The following is a 25750-nucleotide window of genomic DNA, read 5'->3' as shown; positions in this document are numbered from 1 at the left end:
TGCAGGCGCTTTTTTTGTGCCCGCATTCCCGTGTTATGGCGGGTTGCGTAGGAGCACCCTCGGGTGCGCCGGTCTCCTTGTACGCCGGTCCGCCAATCCTGCGCAATCCGTCACCCAAATCTGCTTGGCGGCAGACGGTGACGGTTCCTCAGTACAAGGAGCCTCACATGCAACACGCCCTCAATCCGTCCAAAATTCGCGCCGCTGCACACCGTGCAATGGCTCTCGCCGCTTTACACGCCAACTCCAGCCTCGCTACACGTCTTGCCCGCTACAACAACCACATGGCCAAAGCCCGCGCACTCGAAACCGCAGGCGGTGCCCAATGAACAACGCCCTGAGCTTTGCCCTGCCCGAAGACATTCTTTGTGTCAGCACAACCGCCGAAGCCGGTGTACCCATCGACGCCATCACCTGCGCTATTGAACGTGCCGACTCGGTGCTGACGCTGCTTGAAGATCACTTCGAAAGCGAATCCTCACGCCTCGCTAACCACGTTATTGCCGCCGTCCTTTGGGACGTGCGCGGCACCCTCGGTCTGATCAAAACGCTCGCCTTGCATGGCGACACCACCTCGACGCCTGCGGTGCAGAAAGGCGGTGCGCTATGAGCACCTCCACCACCCTTGGCCATGCCACTTTTTCCCGCGCTAACGCCTCGGACCAGAAGCTGTTTCGGGTCAACGCCGGTATACCCGTTGAGGACGCATTGGAGATAGTTTCCCTGCTGCAGCATCATGCCAACCAGCTCAATCTCGACGCCGCCATGAGCGACCACGGCGAACGATTCAGTTGGCCTGCTCTGTACCTGGGCGAGATGCCCAAAGCCCTGATCGATGACATCAACGACGCTCTGTTTCTGCCGAGGGCCGACGCATGAGCCAACGCCCGAACAGCACCACAAAACGTCCAAGCTTTGCCGACGTGAAGGCCGCCTCGCTGAAAAACGTTGATCTCGTCCTGTCGCACTGGCTGCCCAACGGCAAGCGCGTGGACGGCGGCAAGGAATACACCGCCCCGAATCCGACCCGCACTGATAAGCGCGCCGGTTCGCTCAAGGTCAATTTGAGCAAGGGCACCTGGGCCGACTTCGCTACCGGCGACAAGGGCGGTGATCTGATCGATCTGGTGCGCTATCTGGATGGCGGTACCGACGTCGAGGCCTGCAATAAACTGGCTGACCTGCTGAACGTCTCGCCCGGCACGGCCCAGTCGAAGACAGCACCCAGCAAGGCCAAAGCACCCGAGTGGATAGCCATCCAGCCGATCCCCGACGAGGCCATGAACAAGTGCCCGTCCAAGCACCGGAAACACGGCGCACCGTCCAAGGCGTGGATCTATCGTGATGCGCATGGCCAGCCACTCATGGCGCTCTACCGCTTCGACCTCGGCCCCGATGAAGACGGCAAACCGAAGAAGGTCTTTGCGCCACTGACGTGGTGTCATCGCTCCGATGGCAAGACCAAGCAATGGCGCTGGCAGGGTCTGCCGGATCCGCGCCCTCTTCTGCGCCTAGACGAACTGACCCAGCGTGGTGATGCGCCAGTTGCCCTGTGCGAAGGCGAAAAAGCCGCTGATGCCGCCGCCGAACTGCTGCACAACTACGTGGCTACCTGCTGGCCGAACGGTTCCAACTCTTGGCACAAAGCCGATCTGACACCGCTCAAAGGTCGCGACGTGCTGTTGTGGCCAGACAACGACGTCAGCGGCAAAGCCTGCATGGAAGCCGTCACCGACAAGCTGCGCGAAATCGGCGCAGCCTCGGTCCGAGTCATCGCGATGGATGTATTCAAACGCAAGCCCACGCTGAAGAACGAACGCGTCGCCTTCGCCAAAGGTGGTCAATGGGACGAGGGCGACGACGCAGCCAATGCACTCGCCAAAGGCTGGACAGCGGTCCATTTCGCCGAGCTCGAAAGCAGCGGTGAACTGTTTGGTTTGCCTGTAGAAAAGTCTGCGACAGAGCAGGCTGAGACCACGCCGGAACCGAAGACGAAAACAGCAGCGAAGCGTCCCGCAAAATCGAAAAATGACCTGATACAGGGAGGCTTTCGCCTGACGCCCGAAGGTGTGTTTTATGCCGGCGACGACGGCGAGGCGCGCCCGGTATGTTCGCCTCTGGAAATTCTCGCCCGCACTCGTGACGACAAGGGTCACAACTGGGGCTTGCTCGTAGAGTTCGACGATCCCGACGGCACCAAGAAGCGCTGGAACATTCCGGCGCGCACCATGACAGGCGACTTTGGCAAGGACGTTCTCGGCCCGTTGGTGGACATGGGGCTACGCCTCGCTGGAAGCCGGTCGGGACGCAATGCGCGCAACGACCTGCAAAGCTACCTTGGCAGCTTCGACAGCGCGGAACGTGCGCGACTAGTGACCCGTTTGGGTTGGCACGATAGCGCCTTTCTGTTGCCTGAGCAGCAGGTCGGAGCGCACAGCGAACACCTGCATTTCTATGAGGCTGGTGCGCAGCTTCCACCCATCAGCGAAGCGGGCACGCTGGAGCAATGGCAACAGCAGATCGGCGCGCTGTGTGTCGGCAACCATCGCTTGGCGTTTGTGGTCGGTGTTGCCTTTGCTGGCCCGCTACTGCACATGCTCGGACATGAGTCGGGCGGCTTTCACTTGTACGGCGACAGCTCCGGCGGCAAGACCACTCACCTACAAGTTGCTGCCTCGATCTATGGCGGACCGCGCTTGGTCCGCTCATGGCGATCCACCGACAACGCGCTGGAATCCATCGCCGCCGCGCATTCCGACGGCCTCCTGGTACTGGACGAAATCGGCATGTGCGATCCGCGCATTATCGGCGAGACGGTGTACATGCTCGGTAACGGCACCGGCAAGGCACGCGCCAATGACCGGGGCCAAGCTGGCCGACAGGTACAGGAGTGGCGCCTGCTGTTTCTTTCCACTGGGGAAAAGACCTTGGCCCAGCACATGGCCGAAGCGAACAAGGAGCTGAAAGCAGGTATGGAGGTACGCATGCTCGCCGTCCCGGCCGATGCCAGCAAAGGCCTCGGCATGTTCGACACGCTCAACGGTTTTGAGGATGCGGCTGCGTTGTCCGATGCGCTCAAGGCGCGGGTGGCGAACTACTACGGCACACCGCTTACCGCGTTCCTGTCGGCGCTGTGCGAACCCGGCAAGCGCCACGGTTGGTCGGTAATCCTGCGCCGCACGCTGGAAGACTTCATCGCCAAGTCGCTCCCGGCATCCGCCAGCGGTCAAGCACACCGTGCCGCCGCTCGCTTCGGCCTCGCCGCCGCAGCGGGCGAGCTGGCCACCGCCATGGGCATCACCGGCTGGCCGGACGGGACCGCGACCACTGCCGCCCGCGTGTGCTTGAACGCTTGGCTAAACGAGCGCGGCGGCGCTGGGAATTTCGAGAGTGATGCGATCTTGGCGCGCCTGCGCCAAGTCATCGAGCGCTTCGGCGAAAGCCGCTTCACCCGCTGGGAATCGGCGGCGGCAAAGATCGACGAACACGGCCCGCGCACCATCGACCGCCTCGGCTTTCGCAAGACGCTCGAACACGGCATGGGAGACACCATGCACACCACCAACACCTATTACGTGCTGCCCGAGGCCTGGCGCGCCGAGATCTTCCGGGGCATGAACATCAACGCAGTGAACAAGGAACTGCTGCAGCGCGGCGTGCTGGAACCGGCTAGCGACGGTAAAGCGTCGAGTCTGGTCCGGTTGCCCGGCCTCGGCCCACAACGCTGCTACATCGTGAAGACGATTCCGGGAACGGATGAGAGCGAGGCTCGGGCTGCCTAGGGCATCTCTGCTGAACGAGGTAGCGCCGGCTCTTTCCCGGCCTCGCCAGCCGCTCATTCAACCCAAAATCAAATTGCACAGGACCAACACAATGAACGAATTTCAACAACCCAAAGAGCAACGCGAATCGCAGACCAATGAAGTGGAGAACTTCCAGGCCGCCCTGCTTCCCAAAACAGCGCTGGACGGCAACGAAACGAACAATCAATTGAAGTGCGCAGAGCAGACGAGGATAAACGAGATCCAGGCATTGAAAGAAAGGCGTGATCAGCTACTCAACGAAGCGGAATGCCTGCATGCCAAACTGCGTCCCTATGAGGCAATGCTGGAAAGCGAGGAAACCATTGAAGCAGGCCAAAAACGCGAGTTGCGCGATAACTACGACGATTTGAAAAGGCAGTTTGATTCCCGCCAACACAACGCCAGCCTTCTGGAACAGAAGATCAATCGTCGCGAAAACCTCGTTAACTGTGACTCCCTCATGGCGGGATACATTGAGGCAATGAGCGATTGGAAAACCGACGAGCAGGAGCTCCACGAGAAACGTCAAAGCCTCAGCACCCGTCTTGAACAAGTCCGTCAGCAAGCGATTGTCGACATGGCTAAAGCCCGACAAGCCGAAACCGATGCAGCGATGACCTATGCGCAGGCGGTGGCCTGGGGCGACACAGAGGGCGAGAAGAACGCCAACGCCGACGCAGTGAAAGCGGCGAAAAACCTCGCAACTGCAACCGAGCAAAATCGTCGACAACAGTTGATCATCGCCGCTCTTGAAAATGAACTGGCCACTGTTGATCGGTACATTGCGGAAGCTCAAAAAGAGCACACAACAATCGAGAAAAAAGCCCTCCACCTGGCGCACACCGTGCTGGAGGAAAAGTGGAATCAAGCGGCAGAAGCGTTGCTCGATGTCGGAGGCAAGCTGTGGGCTTCTTATCACCTGATCGGTCACGATCCACTCAGCCTCATGAAACTGGTCCTTCCGGAACAGGGTGAAAACTTCCACGACTGGAAATTCGGCGAACTCTCTGATCGGTCGTACAAGCACACCGTGCAGAACGTCCTAGAGATGTAACGAACAAGTTCTCCCGAAACAGCCCACGGGCGTGGGCTGTTTCGAACACTGCAAGGATTCCATCATGCCCCCTCCTGCAACGCCTCAAGCTTTACTAATGTACTGAAAGCAAGAAGAGCTCATCTGTAGCCCTTTTGGATGTGAAGGAATCGACCGAGATAGGAAGGCTTCTATCGACACAATGAACATGTTGATAAGCGCACTGGACAGCTGAATAAAAGACTCTGATCATCAGAGCCTCTTGAAAGCTCGCAAAACCCAGCTTGTCGCGCCGTGCCATTTAAACTCAAATTGCTCCGCACAAAATCGGTAAAACCAAAAACAATCTACCAAGCAGTAAAATGGGCCCTTTAAGGCCCATTTTTTTGTTACTTTGAAAGGCTCACGAGAAAATCTGCCCATAGGGAAGATTCTTCAACGACTCGGAGATATTGAGCGCTTTCATATGCTCAACAATATTTTCTTCTAAGTCAATTTTAAACCCATGATACTTATTACCTTGATGGCAATGGAACTGATACCACTCACCATTAAAATAACTATAGACCCTAGAGTCGATCATAATTCCATTACTGAGTGCAATTTGTGCATCTGACGCGCATAGATCCATTGCACTAATACTCTCACCAGACGCACTGTACGCGACAGGTCGATGTTTAGGGTTATGCTCGAAAATCCAAACAAGTTCCGCCAGACCAGACTCATCAGTTACATTCAAGACCTTTTTTTCACCCCAGATTGAACTATAGATCTGGGTTGACGCTAATTGGTAAGAATGACAATTCTGAGCTGATACTGTGAGTGGCGACCCCACACAAGAAGCGGCACCATCAAAGCATGTGTCTTTCAAACATGATCCAGATGCATCGGTAATAGAGTCTTGCTCGCCAACGTGGTTGCTTTCTGAATATGGTTTTTTCAGCAACACCTCGAGAATCAACCTTCGCTGACGTTCATCTTTTATCAAAGCTTTGCTTGAACTGGAAAATAGCACATCCCTGACAGTCGCCTCCCCAGTAACCAATTTATCACCGAGCGTCCGAGACCGATAAGCTTTCTGCTCGAAGCTGATACCTCTAGTCTTTGCAACTGCAGATGCAAGGTTAAAAAGTATACCCATAGCTTCGTCATTATCAGTAGCCTGCCCAACCAATGATAGCTCGTTAATATATACTTTCATTAAAAAAGCCTCAGCAAATCCTTTTCGGCCTGATCAAAAAAACCTTCATCCATATCACTTAATCCGCCATCATTATCTACGATAATTTCTGTAACGGTACGTCCAGACTTAGTCGAACGGACAGAGTTTATAGTCACAAATCCATCCCTGAGCCCCTCTTCCTTAGTGAAAACCCGGATCCCGTTCACTATATGATCGCTATGGGTTTCCAGGATAACCTGAACACCACATGTTGCAGTTAGGGTAAGCAAACGAGCCAGTGACGACTGTGCTGCAGGATGAAGATGAACTTCCGGATTCTCGACTATTAAGTAACCCCCTTCTCTAGTGCAAAGCGCTGCAAGCACGATGGGGACAACGTTACTAATTCCAAACCCCGTATTGACAGGACGAACCTGGTTCGCGGTAGCGCCCGCTGAAAATGTATTAGATACTTTATCGAGATTTTGATGCGCATTAGTGGCGATATCAAAATCCGAACTAATGAGTTTCATCGCCTGCCTAAACGCCATGATCAAGGTGATGGCTCGTTCATCAGACTCTTCCCCGCTCTCAGCCGGTGAACAGACTTTTTTAGCAAGCTTCTGATTTGGTGCGGGCCTATCACCGCACCTTACTAATTCGGCGATAGCATACTGCCCATAAATACCGACATCAAACTTATCTGTTTCGAAATTAGTATCATAACTGTTTTGCGGCGAAAGCCGGTATGCACTTAGATAATTAAAGTCCGACTCAAATAAATCATGCTCAAGCGCTGGCAAAGGGTCCAGATCAATATGATAATCATCGGCGTTAGTTTTCTTAAGATTGCAGGAGAACTTTAGCTCATCAACTCCAATCGACAATGCCTCGCCTACAGGAGAATGATTAATCAAATCCCGAACGTGACCCGCAGAAAAATATTCTCCCACCAAATTAAGCCTACCAAGTCTTAATTTATTAGCATTGTGATTTTGCCTGAGCAAAAGAAGTGCTTGTATTGCCGTAGACTTGCCAGCAGAGTTCGCCCCACAAAACACGGTCAGATTCGAAAACTTGAAAGATACATCACCAAAGCATTTTATATTTTGCAAAATAAGTTTCGAAATCATACGACAAGTCTCACACTATAAGTTCCTTGAGAAAATTCTGTGGCGATCGATTAGCCCTATAACCTATTCGATGACTTTCCGAATTATTCAAATTATACCCTCTCCCTTTTAACCCTTGAATAAAACAATCAACAATAGTGTCACTATCTAAAAGCATCTGACCAGGGGGATAATTATTATGTAAATCCCTATTTGGCTGACTAGAAAAAACCATCGTAGCGCCTAGAGATTCACTTGCTATTTTAAGAGCGCCGGTTACTGCCTGCCCCAAAGGTTCAAAGTCTGCTGGATTTTTATGCAAATAGATCGCAGCCTCATCAAGCAGGTCGTTGAAACGAGCGGGAAAGCGAGCATGGGGAAGAGAAATGCGCTCGTGAAAAGTCAATGTAGCAAAACAGAGAAGTAAAAACAGCTCATCAAAATCAGTAACTTCTCGATGAATTGCCTTAGGAGTCTCAATTGAAAAACCATATTCATAATGTTGTTTTGGAGCCAGCTGAAACACGTTCGACCTTTGTAGCTCCCGGATAAAAGACAACTGATCTCGAAACGCGTAATTTCTCGCAAGCTGGATAGGGAATCGATAAGTATCTGCATGTACTCTTTTGAAGAACTCAAACTTCAAAATAGTATCTGTATCGTATCCTATTACAGTCAAACCTAACTCAGAGCGATTATGAAATACTGATGATTGACTATAAGGAAGATCCGAATACCTACAACCTTCAAGCGAAGGTATTAATTTTAAACCTTGAAGCCTGAATTCGTTATTAAAATACTCCTGCAAGCAAATTAATCGTTGCACCCCATCAAGCACAAAAAGTTCACCATAATGATTCTCTTCGCACAAAATGTCTGCAACAGGCATTCCGACAAGTATACTTTCGATGAATGTTGACTTTGAGAAATGTGACCATGACTTCGTATAAGCGAACATAGGATCCCACTGAATTCGTCCGCTACGAATACTTTCTAGCAATGATGGCACGGAGTATGCTGTCCTCCTGTACCTGAAAGATCTATCAAACTCTCTATAATCCATGGTGGGCAAGCCCTAAAAAAACCTTACCAATCATAACATATTTCTTACGCTCAATCGAGCGTCGTGACAATGGCAAACTTTTGAAGCCTCGCTGAAAACCACATACAGAACCAACCAAACAACTAAATTAACGACTTAACAAGTAAGGTAAATTCTGAAATATGAAACCAATCCGAATACACTATCCGCCCTTCCAACATACTCACTGAAACCTATACACAAACCGTCGAAGAGCAAGCCAGGTGACCTTTCACGACAAAGGACAGCTTTATGGGTCGCTTTTCCTTGCTGCTGGCTTAGCCACTATGTCCTCCTGTCATAACAAATCTAAAGAACAATAACCTATTAGAATACACAGTCTGTTAGGAAGTCCCGGGCAGGCAGACCTACTGGGAGTCGACGCATTCCTAGAATTTGTTACATCAAAGCTTCCGTAATATTTTCCCATCACCTGCAGGAAAAGACCGCATAGTATATGAACTGGCACCAAGGGCTGCGACCAACACATCCTCGTCTTCGGAAGTCGCCAGTATTATCTGCCCGCCCCCAACACATGCAGCAACAGATTCTTTAAGAAGCTTTGTAAAGCTAACTTTCTTTGCCTCTTGCTGCCTAGGTTCGTCAAATATCAAAACCTGCGGATGATTAGTTCTGTAAACCTTTGATAATTTAAAAATACCTATCAGGTAGCTCCAAATAACTCGAATACCGTCACTGGCGGATGTATCGAACCCTAAATCAAAACCTTCACGCGTAGGAAGATACGTCTCTTCTGATATCTGAATGAGTTCCGGCTTAAAACTTGAAAACCCAAAATCCGTTAACAGTTCAACGACGAAGCTCTGAAGCCTTGCAAGCTTTTCAGAATCAGTAAAGGACAAAATGTTCTGCGGCAACTTTCTTCGAGCATCAATAAGTCTTTTATAGTCCTTAACATGCTTATCCAGCTCCAACCTCGCCTGCAGGATTGCCGCTATCCCGTCCGAATAAGACTTGATCAAATTTTCTAAATCTATCTTCTTACGCAAGTTTTCTTCCATCAAAATGCTACTTGGCGACATAACATTTTTCTGGAGTCGCACCACTTCCTCAAACAAGGTAGAGATTTCCAAATTTAGCTTATCGAGTTCAGTAATCTTAAGCCTCTTTTCCACCTCAAGACCATCTCTAATGCTTTCAACCAACTTAGCCTGTTCTTTTATATAATTCAAACTCTCATCAAGTGACATAATAGAAGAAGACTCTTCAAGATTAACCAGATTATCTGATATCCCCTGAGAGCATGCAGGACAAGTTTGACCTCCTAAAGAGGACCCTTTTAAAATATCCAACTGGCCAATCTTCTTTAGATCCTCATACTTCCTCCTATCTTCTCTTAGCCTATCGATGCGGACAGTTGCAGACTGTATCTGCTGAGCCGAATAGCTAACGTCTTCCTCGATAGAGTTAGCCCTGTAGGTTAGCGACCGCGCTTTTAACTTTCGCGATTCTATTTCCTCCAAAACCTTAGACTCTTTAACCTGATCGTTATTTCGCTGCTGCATATTGGCCAAAAATATATCAAGCTCGGCCTCTGTTTCGCTTTTCAGGAACTGTATCGACCTCCATTTATCATTGCTTTTAACTGCAATATCCATTTTATAAGGATCAAAACCAACTTCCGGAACATCTGGTATACCGGTAACCTCACCAGAAATCCTCGCAGCTGCAAGTGAAAGGTTTTTTTTGCAAGCCTTCCAAGAGTAAGACAGATCATCCATAGAGGACTTAATAAAGTGCTTCTTTTTTATGATCGAGTTGGTTTCTAGCGCGAGAAGAAATTCGATGGTTCGTTTCTTTGCCTCTCTTATTTTAAGAAAAAGAGGAGTTGTGGCCTGTATCGAACCCCACCCCTTCTTTTGCTCAACAAACCAAGCAGGAAAAAAAACCGCAGGGTAAAGTGGGGCTTCTCTACCGTCAACTGTCGGAACACTGGGTAAATCCCAACCTACAAACTTGCTGAGCCAATAGTAAAACCCTAGAGATCTAGTTGTATCACCTTCTCTATGCAAAAAAAGTTTTTGAGGGGTTGTCACTGCGATACTATCTATGCCTCCAGGGTGAACATGAATAGCATTTTCTTCTGTAACGCCCAAAATTTGTCGCTTTATAGTTGCCACCTCTCCCGCACCATTACCTATCTCTAAAAGTACCAAAGAAGATATTACGGGCATTTCTATGCCATTCTCATCCTGGATCTCTTTAGTCAAAGAAGGCGGAAACGGTAGCTTTACATCTGCCAACCCCAGAGCTTTCTCCATGCCAAGAGCATATGCAATGGCGTTCATACACGTAGACTTCCCGTGAGTATTCTCAACTCTAAGTATGAACAAACCAGTCTCGAAAGGTATATCAACTCCGTAATCGCCTACAGAAGTCTTCGCTATAATTTTGAGTCTTTTTATCTCTAACATATTATTAATTCGCCTTGAAAATACGCTCAACAGCCGCTTCTGATAGATATTTTTTCGCAGCCGTTAGTGTTTTTTTCTCGCGCTCCATGATTTCCAAATTGGAAAAAATTTGCGAATACAAATCTTCTCCGGCGGGAGTTAGCGATATCTTACCTCCCGTTTTGCAGACATACCCTGACGCTGCTATTAAATCTATTGCTCTATCTACGGTGGGGTCCAGTCGAATATGCGGCGCAAAAAGAGTTTCCGACCTAGACCATTCCAGTAGTTCTTCAAGATGCTCTGATGATTTAGTCAACCAGTTGGCCGCATGGATCTTCTTTAGCGAGCAGCGTTTTTCACGACCTGTAATTCCAATTATCAGGATCACAAGCGAGCACTTCCACAAAGGCCTAGTCTCGCATGGAGTAAAGGTTTTTCTTTGTTTGAAGGAAAAAGGACTATTGAGAAGTTCTTCTAGGTTCATTAGAAATCCAATGGGCAACGAATAAGCCAGTCGGAAACAACACCCCACTTTATTAGCTCAATATCTGTACGCTTTAAAGTGCTGACTTCCCTGGCTAAATCCGCCTCTAGCTTTTGCAATTCATCTTTTATGACATCATTAGGAAGAAGGTCCGGGGAGATGATAAACCTAGACTCTAAGTAACTTTGCCGATGCTGAACCGACCTTGTCACGATCTCATAAATATCTGCCCAATCCTGGAGCAATCGTGACAAAAGATTCTGATAATCTAGATATTGATGAACCAAATAGCTTTTTGTTTGGCGTTTCTTTTCTTCGCTGCCTATTATCTTTGGAAGCTTTCTATCAAGATTATCTAAGAAGGTCAGGTTATTATCAATCCACCCCTCGACACCCTGAGGGGATGTTCTTTCAAAATCAATATTCAGCTGATACACCTGCCTACTTAAATGTGCCGCCTCAATTTTGTAATCATCTTCAGTATGAATAAGTATTTCGAAGTCGCCAGCTACGAAATTAAGCCCTTGCCCTCGGACCTCTAATGATTTTTGAGCACAAAAACTAGTAACCTCTGCAGATTTATGTGCCGAGGTCGCTAATATCCAGCGACAGACTTTTGTAGATCCAAACAGTGCTTCTAGCTTAGTTTGATTCGTAGAAAGTTTTTTTATATCACGATTAATTTTTGATTTTTGGGCTGCTACTAGTTTCGCCACATCTGACGTCTGTTCAGGGAGGTAGCACTGAAAGGCATGACCTAGCAGAGTGTAACACTCGATACCATAATCACCTCCCTGCCCGTCGGGTACATCTCTATAGTTAGCAGGAGAGTAATGCAACTTAATAATATCTTTAAAGTAACGCTCAAATGCTTTGGGGTCAGTATGTTTATTGCTTATCATCCCTGGACATCCTGAATAAATTACCCAACATCAGCTCTGAGCTCATCCCACTATCTACAAACTCTGCGCTAATCCTTTTTCCACCTCATTCTGTCCTCATCCGTTCGGTTTTTCAATGTGAACACAGCAGTAAAATACTGCTACGCCTAGCACCTGTGCCACTCAGTCGATAGTCCCGACTATGTGGATGCTTCCGCCAAATCGCTTCTGCTGCCACCGCTAGGAGGATGGGTACAGATATCCTCCGCTCCGTTGAACGCGGCCGAAAACACCTCCATCTGCCTTCTAGTCGCCTATTTGCGTGGTCTCGGTGTAACACCACACTCATGAGTAACACCCTTCATTCAACACTTGAAATTGCCGTGTAACAAAATTTAGTCCTTTAGATTCAAGGATATAACTGGCTACGTTACACACGTTACATGCGTAACATGTGTTTAGAACATGTTTATCCCCGCCCCCCTTAAGCAACCGAACCTCCAGCGGAACTCTATCCGACAGGTGGGTCTCTTGACGGCTACAAGGGGTCCCAATGAGGTTCCTATCAATAACCGGTCGGAACCCGCCGGGGACCCTGGGCATATTCGCGAGGTACGGGGTCGGAAACCCGCGTGATCGTGTTAGCGGAAAACTGCCCAGCTTAGTGAACAGGTGAACCGGGTGAACTGCTGTTCACCAGTGCATTTGCACTATGAATCGGAGTGTCGCGGGGGACCCTGGGCATTTCGGACAGACACGGGGCAGAGAACCCGCGCGTTCGTGTTAGCGGCTGGATTTTTGAAGTTGGTTGACAGGTTGACGGAGTTGACTCGGTTGACGAACGCCATGCGTGCGTTATCAGCAACACAAAGGGGCATCTTTACCAATACGGTAACGATGCCCCTTTTTCTTCAAGATCCTTTCAATTTCAACGTTGAAATTTCAGTAAGCTGGAGAATCTGTCGCTACCACGATGTCGCGGGTTTCCGACCCCGTGTCAAAGGACTTCCTTCAGGGTCCCCGGCAGATTTTTCATCCGTTTCTACGCATATCCGCTAACGTTGGTCTCGGAGAGATGCATCCTCAGGAGAAATTTAGGCAGGAGAGTGGCATGTACGGTGAGCTATCCAGACCCCTTTCACAGGAAGGCTACGTAATTCAGTCGTGCCTCACGATTGGTCTGACAGAGCTGCGCAATGCAAACCTGAATGAGAAGGGACGCTACTACACCGCCTTCTTTCAGCTTGCGATAGGAATTGAACGGTTAGCAAAGCTGGCTTTGATCCTAGATCACATGGCACAGAATCAGCTTCAGGCTCCAGGGCGCCCAGTTTTCAAAGGGTATGGCCATGATTTGCGAACTCTAATATCCAATGTATCTAACGTAGCCAGCGCTCGCGGATACGATCTATCAACGCCCTTTCCAACCGATCCTTTGTGCACACGTGTAGTAGCATTTCTTTCAGACTTCGCTACGGGCATGCGTTACGCAAACCTCGACTCCTTAGCATCAGGGAAGTCAGAGCGTGATCCACTAAGCGAATGGAACGAGATTCTGCAGCACACCATTGCCTCAAAAATGAGTGATGCGGCAAAACATAAAATCAATACTCGGGCCACAGCCATTGCTGAAGCGCTGGAAGGCCATGCAGCTGTATTCGCTAGCGATCTTGCAGGCAACCCACTGACCCTCTCGTCGGCATTCTCTGAACCGTCAACCTTAGATACGGCTTCAAAGTACCTGGTATGGGAAATCTGCACCCTTCTATCGCCACTTCGTGACTCTGTCGTGAGTGCGGGCTACGCCGCCGACGCAGTGGCAGTTTCCATAAATCCCCATGGAGACCGTGTGCCGGAGCTCAGTGAGTTTTTCAACTTTCTGTGGTTAGACCGTCAATATGTACTCCGGAAGAAGCGATGGCCCTAGGCAACGAAAGGGTGTCCTGTAGAATTCGCCAATACGACGTCTTCAGGGTTTACTCGACGAATCTCATTGGAAACGGTTCCAGCAGCAGGAGGCTTGTATCCCTCCTTGTATCCCTGAATATATAATTCGCCCGCAAGCCTTGATTTATATGGAACGCTCCAGTCTCCCTCGGGCACCAAAATTAAGAAAGGTCTTGCTTTGCAAGGCCTTTTTTTTCGCCTGTAGAAAAGTGACCTCGCCCCGCCGCCCGTAGGAGCTGCCGAAGGTTGCGATCTTTTGATCTTGCTCTCCAACGCCACAACCCGAAAACGCTCGGCTAACGAATCAAGGATTCACACAATGGAATTGCCACTGGAAACCGTTGCCCTTTTCGCCCTCAAGCTGGCTTATGAGACGGAAGGTGAAAGCCCGATTCTGCGGGATGATCCGATCATGAGCGATTACGAGCGGGAGGTGTTTGGGTTGTTGGTGCGTCGGGGGGATGTTGAGGGGATTCAGTTTAGAGTGGCGCATTGCGTGGGTTTGGCGCTGGACGCTATAGGCGGCGTAAATACGCCGTTAGGGCGTGAACTACATAGATTGTCGGCTGATTTGCGCGGTGCGCAGACATTGGAGCAACTTGATGCACCGCTTACCGCACTCAAGGACTACTTGAAAGATATTCAGTGAGGGAGCCCAAACCCACACCGGGCAGCAACGCCCTTCAGCACAGAGCCACCAGTTTGATATCGTGCCTCCATCGCCTCATCTCCTCAAAGATGCCCCATGGCGGTTTCAGGGGCATTGTTAACAAGGAAAAGGATTGAATGCAGCTAATCGGCGTGCTGGTGTTCTTCGCTGCGACAGCGGGGATGTGGATTTGGGTGGTGAGGAACCGTGGCACCATGAATCTGTGGCTCGCTAATCTGGCAGGTGCCGTGGGTAGTTTTATTGTCGGGATTGCGGTGCTGATTCTGTTCAACAGGTGGTTTGTCCCCGGAGGAAACTCGGCACGGGGCGTTGTATTCATGTTCTATACATTGATGGCAGTTTTAGGTGCCTTTGTCGGAACTTGGCTTCTGGTGATCGCCAGGCTCAAGCAGTCTGAATACCCCGTCGTCCGTCACTTGATCGCCGGAGCGTGCAGTGTGCTAGCGGCACTGACCACGGTGGTGTTGTGGGTGATGATCCTTCCCGCCAAGTAAGTGTTTTGCCCCCCTCTCATCGCGTTCAAGGGTTACCTGAAAAATACTCAGTGAGCGAACGCCTCGGGCTGCACTCTTCTAGACTTAATAGATAGTCGTAGACAGAATCGAACACGTCGCTTTGGTGCAGATGAATCAAAGGCAGCGTGGCAAGCTGCCTGTTATGCCCTGAAGAGGTGTGGCAAAGACCGCACCGGGCCCAACAAGATGCCCGCTCAGGGTGCCTGGCCAACGGCCTGAAAATGCCACGATACCGTGACGTGGTGTGACTGCCGCAGCCGACACTTTCGGACAACCAACAACCGCCTGGTTTGTCCGTGATCGTGAGGAATGCTGTATGCCTGATGAGATGTTGCACCTGCCTATGGTCAACAGCCTGCTGGAGCGCCACAAGCGCTCCCCCGGCGCACTGTTGCCCATCCTTCATGAGATTCAGGAGGGCATCGGTTACATCCCCGATGCCGCCATCCCCGAGATTGCCCATGCCCTCAACCTGAGTCAGGCCGAGGTTCGCGGGGTTATCAGTTTCTACCATGACTTCCGCACCGCGCCGCCGGCCCGGCATATTCTGCGTCTGTGCCGGGCCGAGTCCTGCCAGAGCCGCGGCGCTGAGCAGCTTGCCGCGCAGTTGCGCGAGCGTCTGCAACTGGACGATCACGGCAGTAGCGCCGACGGCAGCATCAGTCTGCGCCCGGTGTATTGCCTTGGTGCCTGCGCCTGTTCGCCGGCTCTGGAGCTGGATGGTCGGGTGCATGCGCGGCTCAGTGCCGAGCGTCTGGATGCATTGCTCGATGCTTGCCGGGAGGACGCGTGATGCCGGCTTTCTATCTGCCCCGTGATTCGCTGGCCCGTGCCGTAGGCGCCGAAGAGATTGCGGCAGCCCTTATCATCCATGGCCGGGGCCGGGGCCGCGTTATGTCTGAGTTGCAACGCACCAGTTCGCGCGGCCTTTATTGGCTGGAACCATTGCTGGAAGTGGACACGCCCCAAGGCCGTATCGGCTTCGGTCCGTTGACTGCTGACGATGTGCCGTCAGTGCTCGAAGCCTTGAAAGGCGAGTCGTCTGCCCATCCGTTGGCCCTGGGCCTGGTGGAAGAGTTGCCCTATCTGAAGACGCAACAACGTCTGCTGTTTGCCCGCGCCGGCATCACCCGGCCGCTGTACATCGACGATTACCTGGATCATGGCGGTTTCGAGGGTTTGAAAAGAGCCGTTACCCTCGGTGGCGAACAGACTGCGACTGAGGTATTCGATTCGGGCCTGCGCGGCCGTGGCGGCGCAGCCTTCCCGGCCGGGATCAAATGGCGCACGGTGCGCGGCACCCAGGCTGCGCAGAAATACATCGTATGCAACGCCGATGAAGGCGACTCCGGCACTTTCGCCGACCGTATGTTGATGGAAGGCGACCCCTTCCTGCTGATCGAAGGCATGGCGATTGCCGGCATTACCGTCGGCGCCACCTACGGCTACATCTATGTGCGTTCGGAATATCCGGATGCCGTGGCCACGCTGCGTGCAGCGTTGAACATCGCCCGAGATGCCGGTTACCTCGGCGCCAATGTCGCCGGCAGCGGCCAGGCCTTCGATATGGAAGTGCGAGTCGGTGCCGGTGCTTACATCTGCGGTGAAGAAACCGCGCTGCTGGACTCGCTCGAAGGCAAGCGCGGAATCGTCCGCGCCAAGCCGCCGATCCCCGCCTTGCAGGGTTTGTTCGGCCTGCCGACGCTGGTGCACAACGTGCTGACCCTGGCCTCGGTGCCGCTGATTCTGGCCAAGGGCGCGCAGTTCTATCGCGATTACGGCATGGGCCGCTCCCTGGGCACCATGCCCTTCCAGCTGGCAGGCAATATTCGTCACGGCGGGCTGGTGGAACGGGCCTTTGGCCTGACCCTGCGGGAACTGGTGGACGACTACGGCGGTGGTACCGCCAGTGGTCGGCCGCTGAAGGCCGCTCAGGTTGGCGGCCCGCTCGGCGCTTGGGTTCCACCGTCGCAATTCGACACGCCGCTGGATTACGAAGCGTTCGCGGCGATTGGCGCGATGCTCGGCCACGGTGGTGTGGTGGTGGCTGACGACACCCTGGACATGGCCCGCATGGCGCGCTTCGCGATGCAGTTCTGTGCCGAGGAGTCCTGTGGCAAATGCACCCCCTGCCGCATCGGCTCGACCCGGGGCGTGGAGGTGATCGATCGCCTGTTGGCCGCACCTGACCAGAACAGTCGTGATGAGCAGGTGATCATCCTCAAGGACCTGTGCGACACCCTGCAATACGGTTCGCTGTGCGCGTTGGGCGGCATGACCTCCTATCCGGTGGTCAGCGCCCTCAAGTACTTCCCCGCCGACTTCGGTCTGCAGTCCTCGGAGGCCGACCAATGATCACTCTCTTCGACCCGAAAACCGATATCGACCTTGGCTCTCTTGATCTGGGGACGCCGGCCCGCGAAAGCCAGGTGCAGGTCACCGTGAACATCGACGGCCGCAGCATCAGCGTGCCCGAAGGAACCTCGGTGATGCGCGCCGCCGCGCTGCTGGGCACCACCATTCCCAAACTGTGTGCCACCGACAGCCTGGAAGCCTTCGGCTCCTGCCGCATGTGCCTGGTGGAGATCGATGGCATGCGCGGCTACCCGGCGTCCTGCACCACGCCGGTCAGCGAAGGCATGAGCGTGCACACTCAGACGCCCAAGCTCGCGACGCTGCGCCGCAACGTCATGGAGCTGTACATCTCCGATCACCCGCTGGACTGCCTGACCTGCTCGGCCAACGGCAACTGTGAGCTGCAAACCGTCGCCGGCCAGGTCGGCCTGCGAGAAGTGCGTTACGGCTATGAAGGCGACAACCATCTGGCCGACGTGAAGGACACTTCCAACCCCTACTTCGACTACGATCCGAGCAAGTGCATCGTCTGCAACCGCTGCGTACGCGCCTGCGAAGAAACCCAGGGCACCTTTGCTCTGACCATTACCGGGCGCGGCTTCGAATCCCGAGTTGCGGCCGCCGGTGGCGATAACTTCCTCGACTCGGAATGCGTGTCCTGCGGCGCCTGTGTGCAAGCCTGCCCCACCGCGACCCTGATGGAAAAAAGTGTGGTCGAACTGGGTCAACCCGAACGTAGCGTGATCACCACGTGTGCCTATTGCGGCGTGGGCTGCTCGTTCCGCGCCGAGATGAAAGGCGACCAACTGGTGCGCATGGTTCCGGACAAGAACGGTCAGGCCAACCACGGCCACTCCTGCGTCAAAGGGCGCTTTGCCTGGGGTTACGCCACCCACCCGGATCGCATCACCAAGCCGATGATCCGCCAGCACATCAACGACCCTTGGCAGGAAGTCAGCTGGGATGAAGCGGTGACCTACGCCGCCAGCGAATTCCGCCGGCTGCAGCAAAAATACGGCCGCGACTCCATTGGTGGCATCACCTCCAGCCGCTGCACCAACGAAGAAACCTATCTGGTGCAAAAACTGGTGCGTGCCGCTTTCGGCAACAACAACGTCGACACTTGTGCACGAGTCTGCCACTCGCCTACCGGCTATGGTCTGAAACAAACCCTGGGCGAGTCCGCCGGCACCCAAAGTTTCGACTCGGTGATGCAGGCCGATGTGATCCTGGTGATGGGCGCCAACCCGAGCGACGCTCACCCGGTGTTCGCCTCCCAGCTCAAACGCCGTCTGCGTGAAGGCGCGCGACTGATCGTCATCGACCCACGACGCATTGATCTGGTGGACTCGGTGCACGCCCGCGCCGAACTGCACCTGGCCCTGCGCCCGGGCACCAACGTCGCGATGCTCAATGCCTTGGCCCACGTCATCGTCACCGAAGGCTTGCTCAACCAGACCTTTATCGACGCCCGTTGCGAGGGCAGCGATTTCGCTCGCTGGAGCGAGTTCGTCAGCCGCGCGGAAAACTCGCCGGAAATCCTTGGCCCCATCTGCGGCGTCGCCGCTGCCGACATCCGTGCCGCCGCCCGTCTGTATGCCACCGGTGGCAATGCGGCGATCTACTACGGCCTGGGCGTCACCGAGCATAGCCAAGGCAGCACCGCGGTCATGGGCATCGCCAACCTGGCCATGGCCACTGGCAACATCGGCCGTGAAGGCGTGGGCGTGAACCCGCTGCGTGGGCAGAACAACGTTCAAGGGTCCTGTGACATGGGCTCCTTCCCCCACGAGCTTCCCGGCTACCGGCATGTCTCCAACGAAACGGTACGGGCGCAATTCGAACAAGCCTGGAATGTCACCTTGCAACCCGACCCGGGCTTGCGCATTCCCAATATGTTCGAGGCAGCCCTGGGCGGCAGTTTCAAGGGTTTGTATTGCCAGGGCGAAGACATCGCCCAGAGCGACCCCAATACCCAGCACGTCACTGCAGCTCTATCGGCCATGGAGTGCATCGTGGTGCAGGACATTTTCCTCAACGAAACCGCCAAGTTCGCCCACGTGTTCCTGCCGGGTGCCTCGTTCCTGGAAAAGGACGGCACCTTCACCAATGCCGAGCGACGCATCTCCCGGGTACGCAAGGTCATGGAACCTCTGGGCGGCAAGGCCGACTGGGAAGGCACGGTGGCCCTGGCCAACGCCCTGGGCTATCCGATGAACTATCAGCATCCGTCGGAAATCATGGATGAAATCGCCAGCCTGACGCCGACCTTCACCAACGTCAGCTACGCCGAACTGGAGCGACACGGCAGCCTGCAATGGCCCTGCAACGCCGCGGCACCGGACGGCACGCCGACCATGCACATCGAGGAATTCGTGCGGGGCAAGGGGCGTTTCATGCTCACCGGCTACGTGCCCACCGAAGAGAAGGTCAACAGTCGCTATCCGTTGCTGCTGACCACCGGACGCATCCTCAGCCAGTACAACGTGGGCGCCCAGACCCGGCGTACCGATAACGTTGCCTGGCACGACGAAGACCGCCTGGAAATCCACCCGACCGACGCCGAAAGTCGTGGTATCAACGAGGGTGACTGGGTCGGCATCGGCAGCCGCGCCGGACAAACCGTACTGCGTGCGCGAGTCTCCGAACGGGTAGCCCCAGGCGTGGTGTACACCACCTTCCACTTCCCTGAATCAGGGGCCAACGTCATCACCACCGACAACTCCGACTGGGCCACCAACTGTCCGGAGTACAAGGTCACCGCCGTGGAAGTCAGCCGCGTCTACCACCCTTCCGAGTGGCAAATACGCTATCAGGCATTCAGCGACGAACAACAACGTCTACTCGACGAACGCCGCCAGGCACGCACCACCGGAACAAAAGCCGAGGTACGCCGATGAGCACTGACAATCTGATCAAAATGGCCAACCAGATCGCCCAGTACTTCGCCAGCGAACCGGACCAGCAACAGGCTGTGCTCGGCGTGCGTAATCACCTGCAGATGTACTGGACGCCCGGCATGCGCAAGGAGTTGCTGGCCTGGCAGACAGCCCATCAGGGGGCAGACTTGCACCCGCTGGCGCAGGCTGCGGTCAGTGGGGCGGGCTGGGAGGCTTAGGTTTACACGATCCTTGGGGAAGATTGCCCCTTGGCCTGTTGACTGAAAACTGTGGCGAGGGAGCTTGCTCCCGTTGGACTACGCAGCAGTCCCTTCTTTGGGGCCGCTTCGCGACCCAGCGGGAGCAAGCTCCCTCGCCACAAGTTTTTGATCATTTCGAGGCGAGTCTTTCGGGACTAATGCATCGGCAACACCACCAACGCCTCCAACCCGCCCATCGACCGATTACGCAGTGTCAACTCGCCTCCGTGCTCCAGCACAATCGCCCGCGCCGCCGATAACCCCAAACCAACACCCCCAGTGCTTTTGTTCCGCGAGCCTTCCATCCGGAAGAACGGCACAAACACTTGCTCAAGGCAGGCATCTGGAATGCCCGGCCCACGATCCAGTACTTTGATCCGCACCTGGCCAGCGCTCGGAATCAGTTCAATCCCCGGCTCACTACCGTACTTGATAGCGTTGTCGAGCAAGTTGGTCATCACCCGTTTAAGCCCTAACGGACGCCCGAAATACACCCACCGCAGCGGCCCGCTGAACGTGATGTCGACTCCCTGATCTCGATAATCATCAAGCAACGTTTGCAGCAGTTCCGCCAGATCAAACTGGGTCGCCGGCTCAAGCCGTGCATCATCACGAAAGAACTCCAGCGCCGAGTTGATCATTGCCTGCATTTCATCCACGTCACGAAACAACCGTTGCTGTTGCTCGCTGTCTTCGATGAATTCGCCACGCAAGCGCATCCGCGTCAGAGGAGCGCGCAGGTCGTGGGAGATGGCGGCGAGCATTTGCGTGCGATCGCGGATGAAGTGTTGCAGCTGCGCCTGCATGGCGTTGAACGCGAGAATGGCCTGGCGGATTTCATGGGGGCCCAGCGGTTCGATGGGCGGTGCGCGGAAGTCCACGCCGAAGCGTCGAGCACCTTCGGTAAAGTGCTGCAAAGGTGTGGCGAGGCGCCGGGTGGCAATCAGCGCGACCAGGGCGGTGGAGATCAGCACCAGCAGGATCACGATCAGGTAGCGTGGCGTTTCGTCGAGGCCCCAACTGCGCGAGGGCGCGGAGAACATCAGCCATGATGAATCCGATAGCTCGATCAGCAGCGCATAATGCGCGTCCGCCGTGTGCTCCGCCCAGTCGGCCGGCTCATAGGCTTCGATGCGCCGATCAGGGGCTCTGAGCATCGGCTGCAGGATGGTCGAGCCGATGTCGGACTTCGGATCTTCCACGGTCGGCAGATTGAGATCGTGTCGGTCAGGGTGCCAAGTGACAGTGAAGCCGCTCTCGTTGGCTGCTTGCGCCAATGGGTTGCGCAGTGGCGCCGGGGCGGCCTCGATGATGCGGGCGATGGCGGCGGCTTTTTCCAGCAAGCCGATTTCGGTCAGTGGTGGGCGCGCCCATACGCCGGCCAATTGGATAAACAGCCCGTTGAGCGCCAGTGAAATGAGCATGGCCAGGATGATCGTCAACGCGATCCAGCGCGCCACCGTATCTTGCGGCCAGTCTCGAGCGCGAATCCGCTTCAGCCAACTCATCGCCGCGTCACGCTGGGGGTGAACAGGTAACCGCCGTTGCGCACGGTGCGAATCATCGCCGGGCGCTTGATGTCGGACTCGAGTTTGCGTCGCAGACGGCTGACCTGAACGTCGATGCTGCGATCGAACGCCTCATGGCAATGCCCGCGCGCCAGGTCCAGCAATTGCTCGCGGGTGAGAATGCGTTGGGGGTGTTCGACGAAGACCAGCAGCAGGTCAAACTCACCGGCCGACAGCGGGATCATCACGTTGTCCGGCGAGCGCAACTCACGGCGAGTGACGTCCAGGTGCCAGTCAGCGAAATCAATCAGCGGCCGTGGCCGTTCCTGCGATATCGGACGGCGCTCGTCCACTCGGCGCTGCACGGCACGTACTCGGGCCAGCAGTTCACGGGCGTCGAAGGGTTTGGTCAGATAATCATCGGCGCCCAGCTCCAGGCCGACCACCCGATCACTGAGTTCGCCCATGGCGGTCAGCATGATCACCGGTATTGCGTGTCGAATCCGCAGTTGCTGACACAGGATCAGCCCGCTATCGCCGGACAACATCACATCCAGAATGATCAGGTCCGGCGCCTTGCGCTCTATGGCCGACCACAGCGACGCACCGTCTGTGGCGACCTCGACGCTGTAGCCGTGCTGCACGAAGAATTTTTTCAGTAGAGCAAGGACTTCAAGGTCGTCGTCCACAATTAAAAGGCTGTTCACCGAAGGTCACTTAAGGGGCGAATGGAACCGCCATCTAAAACTATTCACGGCCGCGCGTCATATATTTCAACTCTGCAATAAAGCGTCAGCACAGCAATAAACCAGACATCTTGCCGCAAGGATTGGAGCTCAGCATCACGGCGAATTCCTCCTGAGACTTGCGTCCATGTTGCCTTTCAAATGTGCTCCCTGGCTGGCCCGCAACACCTCAATTGCCGTGTTGGCCGCAGGGCTGACGGGTTGCAGCAGCCAGCCGCCGTCCACCACCAACGTGGCTTGCGCCGACGTCACTTACTCGGTGTACGACCCGGTGGAACCGTTCAATCGCGGAGTTTTCGCTTTCAATCGGACGGTCGACGATTATGCTCTGGCGCCGGTCGCTCGCGGCTATCGCTACTTGCCGGACTTTTTCCAGACCGGTGTGCATAACTTTGTGGCGAACTTCGGTGAGCCCAAGGTTTTTATCAATGACCTGCTGCAAGGCAACCCGATGCGCTCGGTCAATACCCTGGGGCGTTTCGCGCTCAACACCACGGTAGGGGTGGTGGGCTTGATCGACGTCTCCGGCATGGCCGGTATCCCGCGCCACGACTCGGACTTTGGCCAGACCTTCGGCGTGTGGGGCATCGGCAACGGTCCAATCATCGAGTTGCCATTGCTCGGGACCTCCAACAGTCGCGACGCCGCCGGCCGCGTGCTCGGCTTTGTGGTCGATCCGTTCGGCAGCAATAGCGATACCGTGGAGACGCTGTCCACTATCAGCACTGTCGGTGGCTTCGTCGATGGTCGGGCAGAAGCCTTACCGCTGACCGACAGCCTGCAAAAACTGCCGGACTATTACAGCGCGTTGCGTAATGTGGTGGCCGAGCATCGTGCTGCTTACGTGGCTGATGGCAAACAAGGCTTGCCAGAGAACACCACTCCTAAGTGCACAGGAGCACCGGCCGATGGGTTCTGAAAGCAATAGCCTGACTCTGCAGCAACGGGTGATCCGGGACGACTCGGCCAATCGGCATCTGCACTGTCGGGAAATCACCCTGCGCCTGTCACCGGACTGTCGCCAACTGGTGCTCAGCCGCTACACCGAACATTACGGCCCGGCGCTGGTGCGCTGGATAGAGCGCAGCCATACGGTGTCGGTGACCGAGTTGTTTCGCTGGCTCGTGGCCAATGGCGAGGTAGAAGTCATGAGAGCGAGCAGCCAGTCGCAGCCTTGATTTCAGGGTGATGATACGGAGGATGGAAATCTTCCGGCCATCATCCCACCCGAAGCCTACAGCGGAACCGAAACAAATCTGTTTCCCCTCGCACAGTTGCTGCAGCCCTTACCAGCAATCACGCTCGCACATAGACCCAAGCGCTGATGCCGGACTTGAGGGTCACACTGACGCGCTTGTAGTCCGCCACCTCGTATTTGTCGGCCGCGACCAGCTCTTGGGCCGTGATCTCGAAAACAGTGCCGGCGATCTCGTCCGACAGGTCGCCACTCTCCTGCACGATGGGGTGATGGGTTTTCCCACTAGCGGCCAGCACCGCCGGATCGGTTATCTCGACCAGGTTCTGCTTGTAGCCTGGCAGGCTGTCCAGGCGCCCTTTCAACTCGCGCCCGAAGGTGGACAACTGAACCGCCTGATCCTGCAAGGTACCGTAGGAAAACAGCAGAACCGGTTGCTCTGGCTGGTTTGGCATGAGATGTCCTCGATCAGATAAGCAAATCTTCGTAGAACGCTCCGTAAGGACGTTCTGGGTGGGCGATCTGGATTTCCAGAATCCATAGGCCGGTCGTCGGGGATTTGTCTAAATCCCCGAGGTCGCCGCCACGGTGAATTGCATGAGGGAAATCGCTGACTCTGTGACCTTTGATGTCCAGATTGAGCCTCCACCCCATGACTTGCGCCTGGTCGGCCGCATAGCTGTAAAGCTCCATGCCGGAAACCCGCTCGCTGCGCCAAAAGCCTTCGACCCGATTGAAAAGCTCCCGGGCGGCCGCGGCACAGGCGATCATTTCCGGGTCGGAACCCGTGGTGAAAGTCGCCCCTGCATCACCTTCGTGTCCTTGCCAGACTGCGCCCATGTCAATGAAGAAAATGTCTTGATCATCCAGTACAGGATCGCCATCGGAGCGCTGTTTGAATGTCTTGAGGGTGTTGGCTCCAAAACGAATCAGTAGTGGATGCCAGATTCGATCCAAGTCCAGTTCGGACAGGATCTGTTTGCCTCGCAACTGGGCTTCGGACTCGCGCATGCCGGGAGAAATAACCAGAGCGATCTGTTCGATGGCCTTCCAGGTCATCTGTTGGGCGTGGCGCATCGTCTCCAGCGTGTAACGCTCGCCTACCGCCTCTTTGCCGCTCAGGGCCATTGTCATCAGTCATTCCCTTTTGTAGGAAAGCGCAGGCCATACGCTATATCGTTTTATATATTGCGATATTCAATAATAAAAATATAGCCATGACCTTGGCTCCAATTTATCGCCATGATCCTGAGCGAGACTGTGACAGCCGGGAGCAGTCCGATGTTGCTGTACGAACTTTCCTGCGGACAAAACAAAACCCCTACCTGCATACGCAGATAGGGGTTTCGGAATTTAATCTTGACGATGACCTACTCTCACATGGGGAAACCCCACACTACCATCGGCGATGCATCGTTTCACTGCTGAGTTCGGGATGGGATCAGGTGGTTCCAATGCTCTATGGTCGTCAAGAAATTCGGTAGCCAGCTCGTGTTCTCATGCGAGATCACGCTCCAGCGAATGGGTATGCGATAGTTTGTGTGTTGCCTTGGCTTTTTGTGAGTAAGCCGAACTTTCGGTTCGTTTCGTCTTCACACACCGCAATCTGGCCTCTTTCGAGTTCACAAATTGCTTGGGTGTTATATGGTCAAGCCTCACGGGCAATTAGTATTGGTTAGCTCAACGCCTCACAGCGCTTACA

At 54.3% G+C, this 25750-nt stretch carries 24 protein-coding genes and 1 rRNA gene; 14 read left to right on the top strand and 11 right to left on the bottom strand.

Annotated features, from left to right (window positions below; all coding sequences use genetic code 11):
• Nucleotides 1-167 precede the first annotated feature (167 nt).
• The 5 genes from ACZ3HH_RS12175 (at nt 168) to ACZ3HH_RS12155 (ending at nt 4857) form a co-directional block, all read left to right on the top strand.
• Nucleotides 168-329 (top strand): hypothetical protein, encoded by a 162-nt coding sequence (locus ACZ3HH_RS12175; protein WP_465804879.1) that lies wholly within the window; start codon nt 168-170, stop codon nt 327-329.
• Nucleotides 326-610: a hypothetical protein gene (locus ACZ3HH_RS12170; protein WP_465804877.1), complete on the top strand. Its 285-nt coding sequence runs from the start codon at nt 326-328 to the stop codon at nt 608-610. Before ACZ3HH_RS12175 ends, ACZ3HH_RS12170 begins: the two co-directional genes overlap by 4 nt.
• Nucleotides 607-879 carry a DUF3077 domain-containing protein gene (locus tag ACZ3HH_RS12165; RefSeq protein WP_465804875.1) on the top strand — a complete coding sequence of 91 codons (273 nt, stop codon included), beginning with the start codon at nt 607-609 and terminating at the stop codon, nt 877-879. Before ACZ3HH_RS12170 ends, ACZ3HH_RS12165 begins: the two co-directional genes overlap by 4 nt.
• Nucleotides 876-3782, top strand: coding sequence for a DUF927 domain-containing protein (locus tag ACZ3HH_RS12160; protein ID WP_465804873.1), 2907 nt, complete (start codon nt 876-878; stop codon nt 3780-3782). The genes ACZ3HH_RS12165 and ACZ3HH_RS12160 overlap by 4 nt, the downstream gene beginning before the upstream one ends.
• Before the next feature lie 232 nt (nt 3783-4014).
• Nucleotides 4015-4857: a chromosome segregation protein SMC gene (locus ACZ3HH_RS12155; RefSeq protein WP_465805349.1), complete on the top strand. Its 843-nt coding sequence runs from the start codon at nt 4015-4017 to the stop codon at nt 4855-4857.
• A 382-nt stretch (nt 4858-5239) separates the two neighbouring features.
• Here ACZ3HH_RS12155 and ACZ3HH_RS12150 read toward each other — a convergent pair whose 3' ends face one another.
• The 6 genes from ACZ3HH_RS12150 to ACZ3HH_RS12125 all read right to left on the bottom strand — a co-directional run bounded on the left by ACZ3HH_RS12150 (nt 5240) and on the right by ACZ3HH_RS12125 (nt 11994).
• Complete coding sequence (locus tag ACZ3HH_RS12150; RefSeq protein WP_465804871.1) at nt 5240-6037, bottom strand: hypothetical protein; 798 nt, start codon at nt 6035-6037, stop codon at nt 5240-5242.
• Nucleotides 6037-7131: an AAA family ATPase gene (locus ACZ3HH_RS12145; protein ID WP_465804869.1), complete on the bottom strand. Its 1095-nt coding sequence runs from the start codon at nt 7129-7131 to the stop codon at nt 6037-6039. The genes ACZ3HH_RS12150 and ACZ3HH_RS12145 overlap by 1 nt, the downstream gene beginning before the upstream one ends.
• Nucleotides 7132-7141: 10 nt before the next feature.
• Entirely contained in the window at nt 7142-8119 is a 978-nt protein-coding gene (locus tag ACZ3HH_RS12140) for a DUF262 domain-containing protein (RefSeq protein WP_465804867.1), read from the bottom strand.
• 476 nt (nt 8120-8595) lie between these two features.
• Nucleotides 8596-10626: a hypothetical protein gene (locus tag ACZ3HH_RS12135; RefSeq protein ID WP_465804865.1), complete on the bottom strand. Its 2031-nt coding sequence runs from the start codon at nt 10624-10626 to the stop codon at nt 8596-8598.
• A 4-nt stretch (nt 10627-10630) separates the two neighbouring features.
• Nucleotides 10631-11092 carry a hypothetical protein gene (locus ACZ3HH_RS12130; RefSeq protein ID WP_465804863.1) on the bottom strand — a complete coding sequence of 154 codons (462 nt, stop codon included), beginning with the start codon at nt 11090-11092 and terminating at the stop codon, nt 10631-10633.
• Nucleotides 11092-11994 carry a hypothetical protein gene (locus ACZ3HH_RS12125; protein ID WP_465804861.1) on the bottom strand — a complete coding sequence of 301 codons (903 nt, stop codon included), beginning with the start codon at nt 11992-11994 and terminating at the stop codon, nt 11092-11094. The genes ACZ3HH_RS12130 and ACZ3HH_RS12125 overlap by 1 nt, the downstream gene beginning before the upstream one ends.
• Nucleotides 11995-13084: 1090 nt before the next feature.
• Between ACZ3HH_RS12125 and ACZ3HH_RS12120 the strand changes: the two genes are divergently transcribed.
• From ACZ3HH_RS12120 to ACZ3HH_RS12090, 7 genes are all read left to right on the top strand, one after another.
• Entirely contained in the window at nt 13085-13900 is an 816-nt protein-coding gene (locus ACZ3HH_RS12120) for a hypothetical protein (RefSeq protein WP_465804860.1), read from the top strand.
• Between the two features lie 339 nt (nt 13901-14239).
• Complete coding sequence (locus tag ACZ3HH_RS12115; RefSeq protein WP_465804858.1) at nt 14240-14569, top strand: hypothetical protein; 330 nt, start codon at nt 14240-14242, stop codon at nt 14567-14569.
• A 137-nt stretch (nt 14570-14706) separates the two neighbouring features.
• Nucleotides 14707-15084 (top strand): hypothetical protein, encoded by a 378-nt coding sequence (locus ACZ3HH_RS12110; RefSeq protein ID WP_465804856.1) that lies wholly within the window; start codon nt 14707-14709, stop codon nt 15082-15084.
• 337 nt (nt 15085-15421) lie between these two features.
• Nucleotides 15422-15898 carry a formate dehydrogenase subunit gamma gene (locus ACZ3HH_RS12105; protein ID WP_258620220.1) on the top strand — a complete coding sequence of 159 codons (477 nt, stop codon included), beginning with the start codon at nt 15422-15424 and terminating at the stop codon, nt 15896-15898.
• The gene (locus ACZ3HH_RS12100) at nt 15898-17460 is read left to right on the top strand and encodes a formate dehydrogenase beta subunit (protein WP_465804854.1); all 1563 of its coding nucleotides are present in this window, start codon (nt 15898-15900) and stop codon (nt 17458-17460) included. The genes ACZ3HH_RS12105 and ACZ3HH_RS12100 overlap by 1 nt, the downstream gene beginning before the upstream one ends.
• Complete coding sequence (gene fdhF / locus ACZ3HH_RS12095) at nt 17457-20360, top strand: formate dehydrogenase subunit alpha (RefSeq protein WP_465804852.1); 2904 nt, start codon at nt 17457-17459, stop codon at nt 20358-20360. The genes ACZ3HH_RS12100 and fdhF overlap by 4 nt, the downstream gene beginning before the upstream one ends.
• Entirely contained in the window at nt 20357-20578 is a 222-nt protein-coding gene (locus ACZ3HH_RS12090; protein WP_095054230.1) for a formate dehydrogenase subunit delta, read from the top strand. Before fdhF ends, ACZ3HH_RS12090 begins: the two co-directional genes overlap by 4 nt.
• Before the next feature lie 176 nt (nt 20579-20754).
• Here ACZ3HH_RS12090 and ACZ3HH_RS12085 read toward each other — a convergent pair whose 3' ends face one another.
• Both ACZ3HH_RS12085 and ACZ3HH_RS12080 read right to left on the bottom strand, forming a co-directional pair.
• The gene (locus ACZ3HH_RS12085) at nt 20755-22107 is read right to left on the bottom strand and encodes a sensor histidine kinase (RefSeq protein ID WP_465804850.1); all 1353 of its coding nucleotides are present in this window, start codon (nt 22105-22107) and stop codon (nt 20755-20757) included.
• Nucleotides 22104-22814 (bottom strand): response regulator, encoded by a 711-nt coding sequence (locus tag ACZ3HH_RS12080; protein WP_465804848.1) that lies wholly within the window; start codon nt 22812-22814, stop codon nt 22104-22106. Before ACZ3HH_RS12080 ends, ACZ3HH_RS12085 begins: the two co-directional genes overlap by 4 nt.
• A 166-nt stretch (nt 22815-22980) precedes the next feature.
• On the opposite strand from ACZ3HH_RS12080, the gene ACZ3HH_RS12075 reads away from it, so the two are divergent.
• On the top strand, nt 22981-23772 hold the full coding sequence (locus tag ACZ3HH_RS12075; RefSeq protein ID WP_465804846.1) for an MlaA family lipoprotein: 792 nt from the start codon (nt 22981-22983) through the stop codon (nt 23770-23772).
• Nucleotides 23762-24031 carry a hypothetical protein gene (locus ACZ3HH_RS12070; protein WP_465804844.1) on the top strand — a complete coding sequence of 90 codons (270 nt, stop codon included), beginning with the start codon at nt 23762-23764 and terminating at the stop codon, nt 24029-24031. The genes ACZ3HH_RS12075 and ACZ3HH_RS12070 overlap by 11 nt, the downstream gene beginning before the upstream one ends.
• 118 nt (nt 24032-24149) lie before the next feature.
• Here ACZ3HH_RS12070 and ACZ3HH_RS12065 read toward each other — a convergent pair whose 3' ends face one another.
• The 3 genes from ACZ3HH_RS12065 to rrf all read right to left on the bottom strand — a co-directional run bounded on the left by ACZ3HH_RS12065 (nt 24150) and on the right by rrf (nt 25521).
• Nucleotides 24150-24503, bottom strand: coding sequence for a gamma-glutamylcyclotransferase family protein (locus ACZ3HH_RS12065; protein WP_465804843.1), 354 nt, complete (start codon nt 24501-24503; stop codon nt 24150-24152).
• Nucleotides 24504-24516: 13 nt separating this feature from the next.
• The gene (locus ACZ3HH_RS12060) at nt 24517-25182 is read right to left on the bottom strand and encodes a M24 family metallopeptidase (RefSeq protein WP_465804841.1); all 666 of its coding nucleotides are present in this window, start codon (nt 25180-25182) and stop codon (nt 24517-24519) included.
• A 223-nt stretch (nt 25183-25405) separates the two neighbouring features.
• Nucleotides 25406-25521: ribosomal RNA gene (gene rrf, locus ACZ3HH_RS12055) — 5S ribosomal RNA — on the bottom strand.
• Between the last annotated feature and the right edge of the window lie 229 nt (nt 25522-25750).

The sequence above is a fragment of the Pseudomonas sp. PME37.24/025 genome, from assembly GCF_055556615.1.
The sequence above is the reverse complement of the archived record's forward strand: the minus strand, read 5'-3'. Positions and strand labels throughout refer to the sequence as shown.

Excerpts from the sequence above, each read along its gene's own strand:
- ACZ3HH_RS12060 (WP_465804841.1), bottom strand. The coding sequence starts at position 25,182 with ATGACAATGGCCCTGAGCGGCAAAGAGGCGGTAGGCGAGCGTTACACG.
- fdhF (WP_465804852.1), top strand. The coding sequence starts at position 17,457 with ATGATCACTCTCTTCGACCCGAAAACCGATATCGACCTTGGCTCTCTT.
- ACZ3HH_RS12115 (WP_465804858.1), top strand. The coding sequence starts at position 14,240 with ATGGAATTGCCACTGGAAACCGTTGCCCTTTTCGCCCTCAAGCTGGCT.
- ACZ3HH_RS12065 (WP_465804843.1), bottom strand. The coding sequence starts at position 24,503 with ATGCCAAACCAGCCAGAGCAACCGGTTCTGCTGTTTTCCTACGGTACC.
- ACZ3HH_RS12105 (WP_258620220.1), top strand. The coding sequence starts at position 15,422 with ATGCCTGATGAGATGTTGCACCTGCCTATGGTCAACAGCCTGCTGGAG.
- ACZ3HH_RS12070 (WP_465804844.1), top strand. The coding sequence starts at position 23,762 with ATGGGTTCTGAAAGCAATAGCCTGACTCTGCAGCAACGGGTGATCCGG.
- ACZ3HH_RS12165 (WP_465804875.1), top strand. The coding sequence starts at position 607 with ATGAGCACCTCCACCACCCTTGGCCATGCCACTTTTTCCCGCGCTAAC.
- ACZ3HH_RS12120 (WP_465804860.1), top strand. The coding sequence starts at position 13,085 with ATGTACGGTGAGCTATCCAGACCCCTTTCACAGGAAGGCTACGTAATT.
- ACZ3HH_RS12075 (WP_465804846.1), top strand. The coding sequence starts at position 22,981 with ATGTTGCCTTTCAAATGTGCTCCCTGGCTGGCCCGCAACACCTCAATT.
- ACZ3HH_RS12085 (WP_465804850.1), bottom strand. The coding sequence starts at position 22,107 with ATGAGTTGGCTGAAGCGGATTCGCGCTCGAGACTGGCCGCAAGATACG.
- ACZ3HH_RS12170 (WP_465804877.1), top strand. The coding sequence starts at position 326 with ATGAACAACGCCCTGAGCTTTGCCCTGCCCGAAGACATTCTTTGTGTC.
- ACZ3HH_RS12150 (WP_465804871.1), bottom strand. The coding sequence starts at position 6,037 with ATGAAAGTATATATTAACGAGCTATCATTGGTTGGGCAGGCTACTGAT.
- ACZ3HH_RS12130 (WP_465804863.1), bottom strand. The coding sequence starts at position 11,092 with ATGAACCTAGAAGAACTTCTCAATAGTCCTTTTTCCTTCAAACAAAGA.
- ACZ3HH_RS12145 (WP_465804869.1), bottom strand. The coding sequence starts at position 7,131 with ATGATTTCGAAACTTATTTTGCAAAATATAAAATGCTTTGGTGATGTA.
- ACZ3HH_RS12100 (WP_465804854.1), top strand. The coding sequence starts at position 15,898 with ATGCCGGCTTTCTATCTGCCCCGTGATTCGCTGGCCCGTGCCGTAGGC.
- ACZ3HH_RS12090 (WP_095054230.1), top strand. The coding sequence starts at position 20,357 with ATGAGCACTGACAATCTGATCAAAATGGCCAACCAGATCGCCCAGTAC.
- ACZ3HH_RS12125 (WP_465804861.1), bottom strand. The coding sequence starts at position 11,994 with ATGATAAGCAATAAACATACTGACCCCAAAGCATTTGAGCGTTACTTT.
- ACZ3HH_RS12110 (WP_465804856.1), top strand. The coding sequence starts at position 14,707 with ATGCAGCTAATCGGCGTGCTGGTGTTCTTCGCTGCGACAGCGGGGATG.
- ACZ3HH_RS12160 (WP_465804873.1), top strand. The coding sequence starts at position 876 with ATGAGCCAACGCCCGAACAGCACCACAAAACGTCCAAGCTTTGCCGAC.
- ACZ3HH_RS12175 (WP_465804879.1), top strand. The coding sequence starts at position 168 with ATGCAACACGCCCTCAATCCGTCCAAAATTCGCGCCGCTGCACACCGT.
- ACZ3HH_RS12135 (WP_465804865.1), bottom strand. The coding sequence starts at position 10,626 with ATGTTAGAGATAAAAAGACTCAAAATTATAGCGAAGACTTCTGTAGGC.